The sequence below is a fragment of the Pseudomonas sp. 67(2021) genome (assembly GCF_017491835.1).
GTDB classification, from domain to species: domain Bacteria; phylum Pseudomonadota; class Gammaproteobacteria; order Pseudomonadales; family Pseudomonadaceae; genus Aquipseudomonas; species Aquipseudomonas atacamensis.
In genome coordinates this window covers 56,191-70,221 of record NZ_JAFGYL010000007.1, presented here as the reverse complement: position 1 = coordinate 70,221, position 14,031 = coordinate 56,191, and the positions used below count along the sequence as shown (strand labels likewise).

Below are 14,031 nucleotides of genomic sequence, written 5' to 3'. Positions count from 1 at the left end.
GGAGCGAGAAAATGAGTTCGTCCCCGGTTTCACAGCGCCATCCATTAAGTCGTGCCATGCACGGTGCGATCCTGGGTTTGATCGTGAGCAGCTACGCATTGCCATCGCTGGCGCAAACCTCGGGCGCTGATCACAGCAATCAAGTCAAACAGTGGAATATCGCCCCCGGGCCACTGGCGCCAGCGCTTGACCGCTTTGCGCGCGAGGCTGGCATCAGTCTTTCCTTCGACGCCTCGAGTGTGGCGAACCGCACCACGGCTGGGGTGAATGGCTCGCTCGATACATCGGCAGCGCTGTCATCCCTGCTCCAGGGCAGCGAATTGCAGATCGAACAGCAAGGCCCAAATGCTTACCTGCTGACCCCTCAAGCAAAAACCGCCGGCCCGCTGGAGCTCGACGCAACGGCTGTTGAGGACTACCGCCTCGCCCCGCTCATCATCAATGCCAAGGTCCGGGTCAGTGCCGACGACGACGCCAACTCGGTGGTTGCCAAGGAGCTCTGGGTGGGCGGCAAGGTCGCCACCAGCATTCTCAATACACCGGCATCGGTGTCGGTGGTGACCAACAAGGAAATGCAGCAACGCAGCGTCAGCACCACGGAAGAAGCGCTGCAATACACGCCGGGCGTGGTCAGCGACTTTTATGGTACGGATGATCGCAACGACTATTTCCAGATCCGCGGCTTCCAGGCCACCACCTACCGTGACGGCTTGACCCTCAGCTCGATGCGCGGGGTACGCGAAGATCCGTTCGCCTATGAGCGCATCGAGATTCTGCGTGGCGCTAACTCCACCCTGTTTGGCCCTGCGGACCCGGGCGGTTCGGTAAATTTCGTGACCAAACAGCCGCGCTTCGAGAAGTTTGGCCAAGGCTATGTGACCTACGGTTCGTTTGACCATGTCGAGACCGGCATCGATGTCGGCGATGCGCTGAACGACGAGAAAACCCTGGCCGGCCGTTTTACTGCCAAAGGCCAGAACAGCGATCGCGAGTACGATCATTCGCAGGACGACAACCAGTTGTTCATGGGTGGCCTGACTTGGGCACCGACGGATTACACATCGGCCACGATGATTCTGGATTACCTGAAAACCGAAAGTTCGCCCAACAGCGGCGGCTATCCGCTGGATCGGGAATACGACCGCAGCAAGTTTTATGGCGAGCCCAGCTACAACTTCCACGATGTCGAGCGCACCAGCCTCAGCGGTAACGTCACCCATGATTTCGACAACGGTTTCGTGCTGCGCAGCAATCTGCGTTACAGCAAGTTGACCGATGATTTCGGCTACGTGTACCTCAGCGACAGCGCCGCGCGTGTCGGTACCACCGTTGATCGATACCTGTTTGGCACCGACACCGAAGCTGACCAGTTCAACGGCAATCTGATGCTGCAATACGATGCCCGCTTCGAGAACATCGACAGCAGCAGCCTGGTGGGCGTGGAGTATCTCGATTCGACCACCAAGGAAAGCTCGGTCTACGCCCTGACAACCCCGATCGATATTGCCAACCCTGTGTTTACTGGCGTTCCACGCTCAATCGCGCCGTATGCCGTCAACAAGCGAGACGCGACCACCAAGGCCGTCTTCCTTCAGCAGAACCTGTCGTTCTACGAGCGTTTCATCGTCACCGGAGGCGTGCGCAACGACTCGATGGACCTGACCAGCAAAGGCTTGCAATCCACTGAGAAAGACAACTTCTCCGAAACCTCCTACCGAGGTGCGTTGACCTATATCGTCAACGATGAGGTGTCCACCTACGTGAGCATGGTCGAATCCGTCTCGCCGCCGCAGGTTGGCGTGACACCGCAGACAGGCAGGCAGTACGAAGTGGGCGTGAAGTATGCGCCGATGGGAATGGATGCACTGTTCTCCGCCGCCGTGTATGACCTGACCCAGGAAAACGTCACCATCGCCGTGGTGCTGCCGAGCGGCATCATCGAGCAGCAGACAGTGGGCGAATCGCGGGCGCGTGGCCTCGACCTGGAGGCCAAGGCGCAGGTGACGCAAAACCTGAGCCTGATCGGTGGTTATTCCTACATGGAGTCCGAGGTACTGCGCGGTTCGTTGTACGACGGCAGCTCGCTGAAGGGTAACGAATTCGCCACGGCACCCAAGCATTCAGCTTCGCTGTGGAGTTACTACGACGTACCCGCCACTGATGTCAGCGTGGGCCTGGGTGCGCGCTACGTCGGCGCTTATTACTTCGATGCAGCCAACTCCGGCAAAAGCGATGGCACTACCCTGTTCGACGCCGCCTTCAACTACAAGATCGCCAAGGGCACCGACCTGGCGGTGAACGTCAGCAACCTGCTGGATGAGCAGCACGTGGTCGGCTCCGGCACCGCGAACTTCTACAACCCGGGCCGCGAGATTACCGCCAAGCTGAGCTACAACTGGTAAGCAGGCGGGTCAGCGTTTTTCCCCACACAGAAAACGGTGCCCGCGTTACCGCGGGCACCTTCGACTTGGTTGTTAGCCGCCGACCTCACGCAAAATTCTCTCAAGCTCAGGACGGGTCCACCTCTCCCAAGGGAATACCTCCCGGTCATCGCCGCTGTGCCAATACTCGCCCGCATCAAATGCCTGATAGATCGAAAATGCCGGCTCGGGCATCTCTGCGTACAAGGACAGATCGACGATATCGCTGATGACAATATTCATCACCTCATCACAGTAGTGAAAATCGCGGCCGCCGGTGATAAACAGTCTTGCCACTGAGATCGCCAACTGATTGAGAAGATCGCGGCTGTCGATCTGCAGGTGCTCACACATAACATTTAATTCGGTGTTTGGGGCTTTCTCAATCATCCCCAGTACGTAATCAAGCTCGGCATCACTAAGACCTGTGGCCATATGATCAAAGTACTCGTGAGTTCGGTTTTGCGATGGATTCAGGACAAGCCTGTTAGAAAACATGTTGGCAGATTTGCTGTTAAGCGACAGCTATGGTTCGAAAGCAGCTTCTGATTGGGTGGTCCCGTTTTCCCCCGGGGCTTATTCGGCAGAGGTCGACTTGGACTGTCATCAGATAAAGTGACAAAGCGGGTATCGAGACCCGCGCTCACTGGCGCTAGCGAATTGAGATAGTACACAAACACAAGGGTGGCCGCTTTTGGGTATTCGGCGATCCGTGACACGAAGATCGGTCAGAAGCGGCCAGTCAGTATCGATGAGATACGTTGGATGATTCCATTTTCAAATGAGCCGCGGGCAATACCCAGGTTGATCTACGCTTGAATAAAATCACGCGGAGAAACAGATCATGTCCCTCGCTCCCGGAAGTCTATTGGCCCTGGCTTTGGGTGTCTGCTTTTGCACATCCGTACTTGGACAAGGGGCAGCAGACAGCGATTCTCCACCGGCGATACTGCCCTTGGCATCCGAGAGTGCGCCGAGACTCATTGCCTACCCGCCGCTTGCCGAGCCGCTCGCCCGTGGAGTGGTCATCATCCAGTTTCGAACAGAGCACGCCAGGATCATGCCGGTTTTTGGCAAGGTGGCTGCGCAGGTATCACCACGCTTAGGTCACCTTCACGTGACCGTCGATGACTGGAAAGGTACGTGGGCGCACACCAGTGAAGACCCGATTATCCTGGTCGGGCTAACGCCCGGTCCTCACAAGGTTCTCTTGGAAGTGGCCGATCCGACGCACCAGATCATCACCAGTACGACAGTGAGTTTTACAGTACCGGAGAAGAAACCGATGGACGCTCCCCGTACTGACGATGATCACGCGGTAAAACCATGACCGCCGTGCTATCACCGTAACAGGCAACGATCGGCGTCTCTGCCAACGACTGCCTGGCTCAATATCTCCAGAAAACCGGGGTCACGAGCACCAACACCGTCAGGATTTCCAACCTGCCTAGCAGCATGCCAACGGTGAGTAGCCATTTGGCCGCATCGGGCAGTGACGAGAAATTACCTGCCGGGCCGATGATTGTGCCCAGGCCGGGGCCGACGTTACACACCGCCGTAGCGGCGCCGCTCAGGGCGGTAATCCAATCAAGCCCGATCAGCGCCAGGCCCAAAGCGATGGCGGCAATCGTGATGGTGAAAAAAAACGAGAAGGTCAGCAGCGAACGGACGATCTCCTCGTCGATGGGATGGCCGTTGTATTTTTTCTGAATCACGGCCCGAGGGTGAATCAACTGCTTCAAGCTGCTGACCAGAAGCGCGGCAGCCACCTGAAAACGGAAGATTTTCAGCCCGCCTGCCGTTGAGCCGGAGCAACCACCGACGAAGGTCAGATAGAAAAACAGCAACACAGCGAAGCTGCCCCACAGGGTGTAGTCGCCAACCGCAATTCCGGTGGTCGTGACGACCGAGGTCACATTGACCGCCACGATACGAAACGCGTCCCACCATCCGTAGTCGCTGTGAAAATACAGCCAGGTACCTACTGCCAACGATGTGACGAGCAGGAATCCAATAAACCCGCGTACCTGGTGATCCCTGATCAGCGCACGCCGATTGCCCCGACAGGTTGCGACGTACAAGGTGAATGGCAGGCTGCCCAGGATCATGATGACTACCGCCACCCAGTGAATTGCTGGCTGCTCCCAGTGCCCGAGGGAGGAGTCCGACGTCGAGAACCCGCCGGTAGAGATCAACGACATTGCGTGGTTGATCGCTTCGAATGGGGTCATTCCTGCGAGCCAGAGCGCCAAAGTGCCGATACCCGTCAGGCCCAGATAGAGCAAAAGAATGTACTTGGCTGCGACATGAGAACGTGGTGTCACTTTCTCCGACCAGTCCGAGGACTCTGTCTGGAAAAGACGCATGCCGCCGACTCGCAAGAGCGGAAGAATCGCGACAGCCATGCCGATAAAACCGATGCCGCCTAGCCAGTGCAGCATGGAACGCCAGATCAACAAGCCGGGAGAGGCGCTATCCAGACCGGTGAGTACCGTCGAGCCAGTGGTTGTGATGCCCGACATCGTTTCAAAGAACGCATCGGTGTAGCTGATATCGCTGATGAAAACCATGGGTAACGCTGCGAAGGCGCACACAACAACCCAGCTCGCGGTAGTCAGCAGGTACATGTCCCTGGGCCGAAGATTGCCAGTCTCCGGACGCCCTCGCATGATCAACAGCAGACCACAGATGAAGGTAATCAGACTCGACCAGAGAAAGGCCGACAGATCGTCGCTATGCTCATAGACCACCAGCGTCATCATGGGTATAGCCATGCTTACCGCCAGGGTGATCAGAAAAATACCCAAGATGAAGCCGATAAGCCGAATTGCTGCGAGGGACATCACGATAGCGTTCCAAATTAGCGCGGCGCAGTATCGGATGCCCTCAATAAAGACTGCGTAAATTCTCCGTAAAATTTTGACCTGCAATCAGTCAGGCTGCGGGAGTCAAAGCGTAGCTATGAGTCAATTACAGGCCTTCGCAACAGGCCGAAAACGGCAGAAGCCGCCAGTGCCAGCCCTCTTCGCATCAAACGAGTCCCGACCTGATGCTGCATGCTGCGCGTAAAATCTGGCTGCAGCATGCAGTGCCGTGCAAACAGGAGTTGATCTGCGCTGATCGCTAATCAGGAGGAAACGAGTCTCTCGTAATCAGAGAAGGGCTTGAGCGCGCAGTACTGCACGTGCAGCAGATTCCCTTTGACGTAAGGCAGCGCCTCGATGTAATCACGCGCCTCTTCGAAGGTGACGGACTCCAGTTCAAACGCGGCACCGGGACCATCGGCCAGCCCATGAACTGCGCGCACGATACCGCCAGCGAAGCCTTGCCAAACTTGCAATACCTCCGGTTTCGCCAGCCGCTTGAAGTCTTCTGCCGCTCCATCAGCACGGCGAGTCAGAATCACGAAGGTTTTCATGTCACCTCCTCCGTTTTCAGCTGCTTGCGCTGGGTTGTTTCAGCATACGCGACGTGCGCCATTATGCCGCTCTGGCCCACGGCCACATGCGGTTTAAGCTCATTGCGGGGAGTGTAGTCCCCACCGTTTTGGGGCCGGAAGGGTATTGGCGCATCTGTGAACAAATCCTCGAGTCGGGTGCGCCAAGCCTCTTTAGCTGCGACGGCATCTGCGGCGGTCAAGTTGCCAGTGCCGTATATGGCGAACGTCGGCAGCACATCGAACCCAGGAAAGTAGAGCGAGCCGTGCGTGATCGGAAACAGCAATTGCTCGAGTGGTCCGTTGATGCCGCGCGGCGAGTAGTCATCTGCGGGGCCGCCGACAGCGACTGACAACATGGCCCGCTTGCCTTTGAAAGCGCCGTCACCATAGCGGTAGGCGTTGCCAGCGTCCTTGTAGCCGTGGGCGAGTCCGGCTGCCCAGACGCGATCTATCCATCCCTTCATGATGGCAGGCATGCCGTACCACCAGAGCGGAAACTGGAAGATGACTACGTCTGCCGCTAGAACCTTGTCTTGCTCCGCCGCCACGTCAGGGCTTTGGCTGCGATGACGATAGGCGTGGGCGGACTCTGCTCCGAACGAGAGCCGCTGAGGGTTGGCCCGCTGAGGAAAGTCGTGCTCGTCGAATATCGCTTTCCAGCCCATGGCGTATAGATCGGATTGCAGGACCTCGTGTCCTTGCGCAGTCAAGCATTCAACAGACACATCCACCAGTTGCCGCGTTAGCGACGAAGGCTCGGGATGGGCATAGATGATCAGTACTTTTTTCGACATGAAGGACGGCTCCGCTGTGATTTCGAAGGAGTGTCGCGGGGCTAGGGCCATCTGTGAAATCGCAAAATTTTGCTGCTAACATAAGATCGATGGATACCAGACGCCTTGATCTAAATCTGCTTGTGACGTTGGAGGCCCTTCTCATTGAGCAGAACGTGACCCGGGCTGCCGCCCGTCTGCATTTGAGCCAGCCAGCAGTCAGCGCTCAGTTGAGCCGTCTGCGCGACGTCTTCAACGACCCTCTTCTGATCCCCGCGCAGCGTGGAATGACGCCCACCGTCAAAGCCTTGGAGCTGCTCGTGCCGCTTCGCCAGGCACTTGACCAGGTAAGGGCGACGGTCACTACTCATCTGAATTTCGAGCCCGCGACGGCGAGCCTGACGGTATCAATCGCCTGCACGGATTACGTGCAGGCGGTTTTGATCAAACATCTCGTTGTCGCCATGCGACGCGAAGCGCCGGGTGTCCGCATCGCACTGCGCATCTTGGACGTACCACAGCTGGAGCTGCAGATGACCCGCGGCGAGGTGGACCTGGCCGTGATAAACATGAATGGGGTTCCGCCCGCACTGCACTCGCAACACCTCTATGATGAGAGTTACGTGCTCATCGGGCGTCGTGGGCATCCAAGCCTGCGCGCGGGCCTGACCGTGGATGAGTTCGCGCAGCTGGAACATGTCGTGGTGTCACTGCGCGGCGGAGGCTTCTCTACCTCGGTGGATCACGCCTTGGTAGCGCACGGGCTGCGGCGTAACGTCGTTCATTCAGCGTCGTCATTTCTTCCAGTACCGGAGTTGGTCGCGCAGTCCGATTGTGTGGCCCTGGTTCCAAGTCGTCTTGTAGACGGTCGCAGCGAGCAACTGCTGTGCGTAGCCCCTCCATTGCCGGTGGAAGGTTTTGCGATTGGCTTGTTCTGGCATGAGCGGTCGGATGGGCACGCCGGCTTCAAATGGGTACGTGAGTTCATCACTCGCGTGGCCGATTCTCGTGCATCCGATTATGGCAACCCAAGAACTCTGGCAACCTTAAAACCCGTCTAGACAAGCTAGCGTGTCGAGTACTCGATAGGTCAAAGGCTCGCTGGTTGGCTCGCTCTTGCAAGCCCGCTGAGGCAATAAATCTACATCCATCTACTTATGGCCGATTATGGTTTTATCGGCATACCTGAATGACTGTTTTTGGCCGTCAGCGGTCATTCGCCACCGGCAGCTATCAGCCGAGATGCCCGTACATCGGCCCCAAGCAAGCCACTCACCAAACCTGGCCCCAGGTTTGTCCTGTCTAAAATCCCAAACCCGCACAAAAAAATCACCGATGCGTTGTCAGTTGATCCTTTTCAGCCTATCTTCAATAAAACCTATACAGCCAACCTGTATGCGTACAACCTTTTCACCCGACTGTGTCCTTAACCCGCACCGCCACGAGTAACCCGAATGAGCCCACTACTAGCCAGCCATTACCGTGAAATCCTCGTTGGCGTCGGTGAGAACCCGGAACGCGAGGGTTTGCTGGACACGCCCCAGCGCGCCGCCAAGGCGATGCAATACCTGTGCAACGGATACGCGATGAGCCTGGAAGACGTCACCAACGGTGCGCTGTTCGAGTCGCAGAGCGATGAGATGGTGATCGTCAGCGACATCGAGCTCTATTCGCTGTGTGAGCACCATATGCTGCCGTTTATCGGCAAGGCGCATGTGGCGTATATCCCCACTGGCCGGGTGTTGGGGCTTTCGAAGGTGGCGCGGGTGGTCGACATGTTCGCGCGGCGCCTGCAGATCCAGGAAAACCTTACTCGGCAGATTGCTCAGGCGATCCAGCAGATCACCGATGCTGCCGGTGTCGCGGTGGTTATTGAAGCCAGGCACATGTGCATGATGATGCGCGGCGTCGAGAAGCAGAATTCGATCATGACCTCCTCGGTCATGCTCGGTGCCTTTCGCGACAGCTCGACGACGCGGCAGGAATTTCTCCAGCTCATCGGCCGGCGCTAGGCCTATACACAGCCTGTTAACTGTACAAGCACAAGGAGTAGGAAGATGACCCGATTTCTGCTGCTGTTAGGACTGGCGCTCAGCATTGCAAGCTGCGGCAGTGTCGATGTTGCTCGTTATGCGGATCAGCAACCGGCATTGAGTCTGGAGCAGTTCTTCAGCCAGCCCGTCAAAGCCTGGGGGATGTTTCAGAAACGCAACGGCGAAGTGGTCAAGCGTTTCGAGGTCGATATCGCCAGCCGTCGTGAAGGTGAAAACCTGATCCTCGACGAGCGTTTTCTTTACAGCGACGGCACCCGTGAACGCCGAGTCTGGACCCTCACTCCTGGCGGCAATGGTCAGTGGAGCGGTCGCGCGCACGATGTGGTCGGAGTTGCGCAGGGCCAGATTGCTGGAAACACCTTCCACTGGCGTTATCGCCTGAACCTGCCAGTCGACGACTCGACCTACGAGATGAGCATGGACGACTGGATGTACCTGGTCGACGAAGACACGTTGATCAACCGCACCCGTATGTCCAAGTGGGGTTTCGAAGTCGGTCAGGTGACGGTGTTCTTCCGGCGCCAGAACGCTGGAGCGAACCCATGAGCAGTGGGTTGACCCTGGCCTCGTTCGGCGACGGTTATCGCGCCTTGGTGATCGGCGCCAGTGGCGCCCTCGGCACGGCGTTTTGCCAACATTTGAAGCAGGATCCACGCTGCGCCAGCGTCCGTACGCTGGGACGCAAAACTGTGCCGAAGCTCGACCTCGAGCAGCCCGAAACGATCGCCAGCGCCGCCGCCGAACTGGCAGCCGAAGCGCCCTTTCACCTGATCATTCACGCGGCCGGCCTGCTCCATCGCGACCAAGTCAAGCCGGAAAAAAGCTACAGCGCAATCGAAGCCGAGTCGCTGCAGGCCGTGTTTCAAGTCAACACGCTGGGGCCGGCATTGCTGCTGCGCGACTTTCTGCCATTGCTTGCGCCTCAAGGCGCGATGGCGATGCTGTCGGCGAAAGTCGGCAGCATCGGCGACAACCGTTTGGGCGGCTGGTACGCCTATCGCGCCTCCAAGGCTGCGCTGAACATGCTGATCAAGACCGCCGCCATCGAGCTTTCTCGCACGCGACCGCAGAGTCGCTTGCTCAGCCTGCACCCGGGCACGGTGGTCTCGCCGTTGTCGCAACCTTTTCGCGGAGCCGCAAGCGCCCGCCCGGCAGACATTGCCGCTGCGCAATTACTGAGTCTGATTGACACGCTGACGCCGGCCGATAGCGGCCATTTCTTCGCCTACGATGGAGAACGCCTGCCCTGGTAGGCAAGGAGTGAAGCATGAATCTGCAAACCCTCACCGAACGTGCGGCCAACAGTGAAGTTCGCGAACTGGAGCTGCTGTCACTCGAAGGTGGATTTTATCTGGCGAGAATTCGCGTAGATCAGGGCCAGTTCACCTTGCTCGATGACGCGGCCAAGCCAATGCACCTGCGTTCAATCACCCACCTTCGCGACTTGCTGCAAACCGTGCCGGCGTTTCCCTGCGTACTGGTGCAGCAATGCGTGCACGACGAAATGTGCGGCCGGGATTCAGGGCCGGTTGAAGAGCTGCGCATTCCATTTTCGCTGACCACGCCGTTATGACGCTGAAGCGAGGCGAGCGCTGAATGGCAGGCTGATAAAGCGCGCGTCGCCCACCGGCGACGCATTTATCGAACCCCTGCCCCGTCCACGGGTCTGCTTCACATCGATTCCCTGGAAGTAAACCCATGTCCACTCAACACACACTTGTCCTGCTTGCCCGAGGCGGATACGCCGCGCGCGGCGTTCTGTATCTGATCATCGGTATCTTCGCGCTGCTGGCGGCGCACGACTCCACCAAACCGAAAGACAGCCACAAGAGCCTTGAAGCATTGCTCAGCCAGCCCTTCGGCTACGTGCTGATTGGTGTTGTGGTCGCCGGCCTGCTGGCCTTCGCCGCCTGGCGTGCGCTGCAAGCGATCCGCGATGTCGACCACCACGGCAGCGAGTTCAAAGGCCTGGTCATTCGCGCAGGTCTGCTCGCCGGCGGTCTGGTCAATGCGGCGCTGGCCTTCTTTGCCTTGGGTCTGTTGGTGAGTGGTCTCAGGAGTTCGGGCGGCTCCGGCGATGGCAAGACCAAGGATCTGCTCGCGCAGCTGCTGTCGTTCGAGCATTCGAACCTGTTGATTTACCTGATCGCGCTGATCCCGCTGGGTGTCGGTATCGCCCACATCATCAAAGGCTGGAAGGCCACGTTCGAGAAATACTTCGAAGCGGATGACGAAGTGATGCGTTACGTGCGCCCGGTGTCGCGCTTTGGCTTGATCGCCCGAGGCGTGGTGTTTACCGAGATTGCAGTGTTGATGGCGGTCAGTGGCTCGGTTTACCAGGCAACCAATCCACCCGGCATGAAGGAAGCACTGGATGCTTTGCAGAATCTGCCGGCAGGCGGCGTGCTGTTGATGCTGATGGCGTTGGGGCTGATCGCGTTTTCGGTGTACAGCTTTTCCGAAGCGGCCTGGCGCCGGATCGAAATGGATGTGCCGTTGTAAGCGGCGATTCGAGGGGGCGTTTGCCCCCTCGACTGCTTCCCGTCAAGTAAACAGATCAACGCCCAACTGGAACGCTACCCATAGCGCCAGACCTGTAGCAAACATCAGCGCGATGTTTTCAAACAGGTTGTTGCGGTACTGCTTGTCCAGCAGCGATTTCTGGTTGGACATGATCAGCAAGCCCAGGGAAATCACCGGCAAACCAATGATGTTCAATGCGCTGACACCAATGGTCAGGGTGACGAAATCCGGCATGCCCGGCATCGACCAGATCAGCGGCGTGACCAGAATGAACAGCATGAACCACTTGTGCATCGGGTCGTGATGGAACTCTTTACCGTACTTCTCGCGACGCTCAGGACGAACATGCTGGAAGGCATCGGTGATCAGCATCGGAAACGCCGTGGTCTTGCCTGAAATACTGGCGAACAGCGTCGCGAACACACCGATGAAGAACACGTACCAGCCGATCGGGCCGAAGAAGATTTCCAGCGCCTTGCCCAGATCGCCCAAGGTTTTCACCTCGATGCCGTTGGGCCGTAGGATTTCCGCGCCGACGATCCAGATCGCCAGGTTGATGATGATCCCGACGAACACCGCAAACAGCAGATCGTTACGCTGAATGCGCTTGTGCTGCGGCCCGGTCCAGCCTTTCTGGCGCATGACATAGGGGTGCACGAAGTTGGCGATCGAGCCGGCAACCGCGCCGATCACTGAAACCGCCACCAGCAACGCGCCATGCACGCCTTCGTCCGGCGGAATGCTGAAGCCGATGGTGCCTTTGATGATGCCGCTGACATCCGGACCGGACATCACCGCCAAGGCGATGAACGCCAGGGTCATGATCGCCAGCAGCAGCTTCATCACGCCTTCGATCATCGTGTAGATGTTGCGCCCGACCAGCATCCACACCGCCAGCACCACCGCCACCGAGCACAGCAATGGCTGATCGATCTTGAACAGCATCGCCAGCGACTCCCCTGCCCCCTTGATCATGTAGGCGTTCATCAAGTGCCCCATCAACAGGGCATAAACCAGCATGAACCAGGCAAACACCGGGTTGAGCTGGGCGTAGCCCTGCAGGATGGTCATGCCCTGGTTATTGCACAGCTGGAACCGGGCAATGATGTTGACGATCAAGTATCTCAACAGCAAAGAGACCGCCAGCACCCACATCATGGCGTAGCCGTAGTTCGCACCGGCCACTGAAGACGTGATGAGATCGCCCGCACCGAGCCACGACAGCACGGCAATAATGCCGGGGCCGAGCAGTTTCAGCGTACGCAGGAAAAGGTTTTGCGGTTTTGCGGCGGCCTGATGATCGAGTGGAGCCATGCTCGTCATAGGGGTATCTCCGTTATTGTTTTTGTGAGAGTTGTTGCACTGCGCACATTAGGTAGGATGTCGTACAACAACGCTAACGGGAGAGTATGTAGAAATGTGTCAAACCTCAATCACGACCACCCTCTCCGATCATTTCCGCTGATCAAAATCATCTAGAACAAGCATGTTAAATAAGCGTAGCGACGTTACAGGCCGACGAAATAGCCATTGATGGCCCAGCCAATCACTCATAGGATGACTGATCACAACAACAATAAGGCTGAAAATGATGAAAGGAACCCTCTTGATCGCTGCGCTCGCCTCCACGTTGAGCGTGACGGCTAACGCCGCTACCTACGCTTACATCTCAAGCCCCGGCGACGGTCTGATCTCGCAATATAGCCTCGATCAGAGCAACGGCGCACTCACCCTCGTTGAGCAGATTCAGGCCGGTGATCAGGTCAATCCCATGGCCCTCACCCCGGACGGCAAAGTGCTGTTTGCAGCGTTGCGGGTCAAGCCTTTCCAGGTTTTGGGCTATCAGATCGACTCCAAAAGCGGGCACCTGACAAAGTTTACCCAGGCGCCTCTGGCAGAGAGCATGGCTTATCTGTCGACTGACCGAAAAGGTCGCTACCTGCTCGCTGCGTCCTACGGCGCCGATGCGCTCAGCGTTCAAAAGATCGGCGAGGATCATCAACCTTCCGCCAACATCCTGCGTTATCCGACCGGCCTGCACGCGCATTCGATTCGCACCGAGCCGAGCAATCGCTTTGCCTACGCCGGCAACCTGGGCACCGACAAGGTGCTGCAATATCGCCTGGACGCCAAGACTGGCGAGCTCAGCCCGATCGGCAGCGGCTCGGTCAGCGTCCCGGAGAAAACCGGGCCTCGGCACCTGGCGTTCTCGCCCAACGGCAAATTCCTTTACGTGGTCGGTGAAATGAGCGGCACCGTGACGGCGTTTTCAATCGACGAGGCCAGCGGCGCGTTGACCCGAATCGCTGAAGCCAATGGCATTCCCGAGCGATTGAAGCTGGCCCACGGCGAAGTCCGTGATGCGCGCAACAACGATCTGAAAGACGACCCGACCCCACGCATCTGGGCTGCCGACCTGCGCATGTCGCCGGATGGAAAACTGCTGCTGATGAGTGAGCGCACCAGCAGCAGCGTTTCGGCATTTGCCGTGGATCCGGCAACAGGGGGACTCACGTTTCTCGACAACTACCCCGTGCAAGAACAGCAACCACGCAACATCGCCTTCTCCCCAGATGGCCGCTGGCTGCTGGTGACGGGCGAGAAAAGCGCCAAGGTCGGTACGTACGCGGTGAGCAAGGATGGCGCGCTGAAGCGTGTCGGTGAAGCGGCGTCCGGCAAAGGCTCATTGTGGATCGAGATACTGCAAACGCCTGACGCATGAATATCTGCGGAGCAGCAACTGCTCCGCCGTTCTGCAACTAATCCCCCGCCGCTTCGGTCATTAGGTTTGCCGAGGTTGATACATTTACGCAGACCTCACT

Annotated in this window: 14 protein-coding genes; 9 read left to right on the top strand and 5 right to left on the bottom strand. The window is 57.9% G+C overall.

The window, feature by feature from the left end; translation table 11 throughout:
• The first annotated feature begins 11 nt into the window (after positions 1-11).
• Entirely contained in the window at positions 12-2,402 is a 2,391-nt protein-coding gene (locus J5M66_RS11570; RefSeq protein ID WP_207809547.1) for a TonB-dependent siderophore receptor, read from the top strand.
• A 72-nt stretch (positions 2,403-2,474) separates the two neighbouring features.
• Here J5M66_RS11570 and J5M66_RS11565 read toward each other — a convergent pair whose 3' ends face one another.
• Positions 2,475-2,855 carry a hypothetical protein gene (locus J5M66_RS11565; RefSeq protein WP_122507382.1) on the bottom strand — a complete coding sequence of 127 codons (381 nt, stop codon included), beginning with the start codon at positions 2,853-2,855 and terminating at the stop codon, positions 2,475-2,477.
• A 409-nt stretch (positions 2,856-3,264) separates the two neighbouring features.
• Between J5M66_RS11565 and J5M66_RS11560 the strand changes: the two genes are divergently transcribed.
• Complete coding sequence (locus tag J5M66_RS11560) at positions 3,265-3,750, top strand: DUF6130 family protein (protein WP_207809544.1); 486 nt, start codon at positions 3,265-3,267, stop codon at positions 3,748-3,750.
• Positions 3,751-3,808: 58 nt separating this feature from the next.
• Here the strand turns inward: J5M66_RS11560 and J5M66_RS11555 are convergent, their stop codons facing one another.
• From J5M66_RS11555 to J5M66_RS11545, 3 genes are all read right to left on the bottom strand, one after another.
• A complete protein-coding gene (locus J5M66_RS11555) occupies positions 3,809-5,263 on the bottom strand; it encodes a TrkH family potassium uptake protein (protein ID WP_122698256.1) in 1,455 nt (484 codons plus the stop codon).
• Between the two features lie 284 nt (positions 5,264-5,547).
• Positions 5,548-5,838 carry a hypothetical protein gene (locus J5M66_RS11550; RefSeq protein ID WP_207809542.1) on the bottom strand — a complete coding sequence of 97 codons (291 nt, stop codon included), beginning with the start codon at positions 5,836-5,838 and terminating at the stop codon, positions 5,548-5,550.
• Positions 5,835-6,653: an NAD(P)H-dependent oxidoreductase gene (locus tag J5M66_RS11545; RefSeq protein ID WP_207809540.1), complete on the bottom strand. Its 819-nt coding sequence runs from the start codon at positions 6,651-6,653 to the stop codon at positions 5,835-5,837. The genes J5M66_RS11550 and J5M66_RS11545 overlap by 4 nt, the downstream gene beginning before the upstream one ends.
• 89 nt (positions 6,654-6,742) lie before the next feature.
• On the opposite strand from J5M66_RS11545, the gene J5M66_RS11540 reads away from it, so the two are divergent.
• From J5M66_RS11540 to J5M66_RS11515, 6 genes are all read left to right on the top strand, one after another.
• Complete coding sequence (locus tag J5M66_RS11540; RefSeq protein WP_207809538.1) at positions 6,743-7,693, top strand: LysR family transcriptional regulator; 951 nt, start codon at positions 6,743-6,745, stop codon at positions 7,691-7,693.
• Between the two features lie 393 nt (positions 7,694-8,086).
• Positions 8,087-8,644 (top strand): GTP cyclohydrolase I FolE, encoded by a 558-nt coding sequence (gene folE, locus J5M66_RS11535; RefSeq protein WP_016774771.1) that lies wholly within the window; start codon positions 8,087-8,089, stop codon positions 8,642-8,644.
• A gap of 45 nt (positions 8,645-8,689) precedes the next feature.
• Positions 8,690-9,232, top strand: coding sequence for a DUF3833 domain-containing protein (locus tag J5M66_RS11530; RefSeq protein ID WP_207809536.1), 543 nt, complete (start codon positions 8,690-8,692; stop codon positions 9,230-9,232).
• Positions 9,229-9,939 carry an SDR family oxidoreductase gene (locus tag J5M66_RS11525; protein WP_207809533.1) on the top strand — a complete coding sequence of 237 codons (711 nt, stop codon included), beginning with the start codon at positions 9,229-9,231 and terminating at the stop codon, positions 9,937-9,939. Before J5M66_RS11530 ends, J5M66_RS11525 begins: the two co-directional genes overlap by 4 nt.
• 14 nt (positions 9,940-9,953) lie before the next feature.
• Positions 9,954-10,259: a DUF6482 family protein gene (locus J5M66_RS11520; RefSeq protein WP_016774774.1), complete on the top strand. Its 306-nt coding sequence runs from the start codon at positions 9,954-9,956 to the stop codon at positions 10,257-10,259.
• A gap of 125 nt (positions 10,260-10,384) precedes the next feature.
• Entirely contained in the window at positions 10,385-11,188 is an 804-nt protein-coding gene (locus J5M66_RS11515) for a DUF1206 domain-containing protein (RefSeq protein ID WP_207809530.1), read from the top strand.
• Positions 11,189-11,230: 42 nt separating this feature from the next.
• On the opposite strand, the gene J5M66_RS11510 is transcribed toward J5M66_RS11515, so the two are convergent.
• The gene (locus J5M66_RS11510) at positions 11,231-12,532 is read right to left on the bottom strand and encodes an Nramp family divalent metal transporter (protein ID WP_024013001.1); all 1,302 of its coding nucleotides are present in this window, start codon (positions 12,530-12,532) and stop codon (positions 11,231-11,233) included.
• 265 nt (positions 12,533-12,797) lie between these two features.
• Between J5M66_RS11510 and J5M66_RS11505 the strand changes: the two genes are divergently transcribed.
• Positions 12,798-13,931, top strand: a complete 1,134-nt coding sequence (locus tag J5M66_RS11505) for a lactonase family protein (RefSeq protein WP_207809528.1) — start codon at positions 12,798-12,800, stop codon at positions 13,929-13,931.
• Positions 13,932-14,031 lie beyond the last annotated feature (100 nt).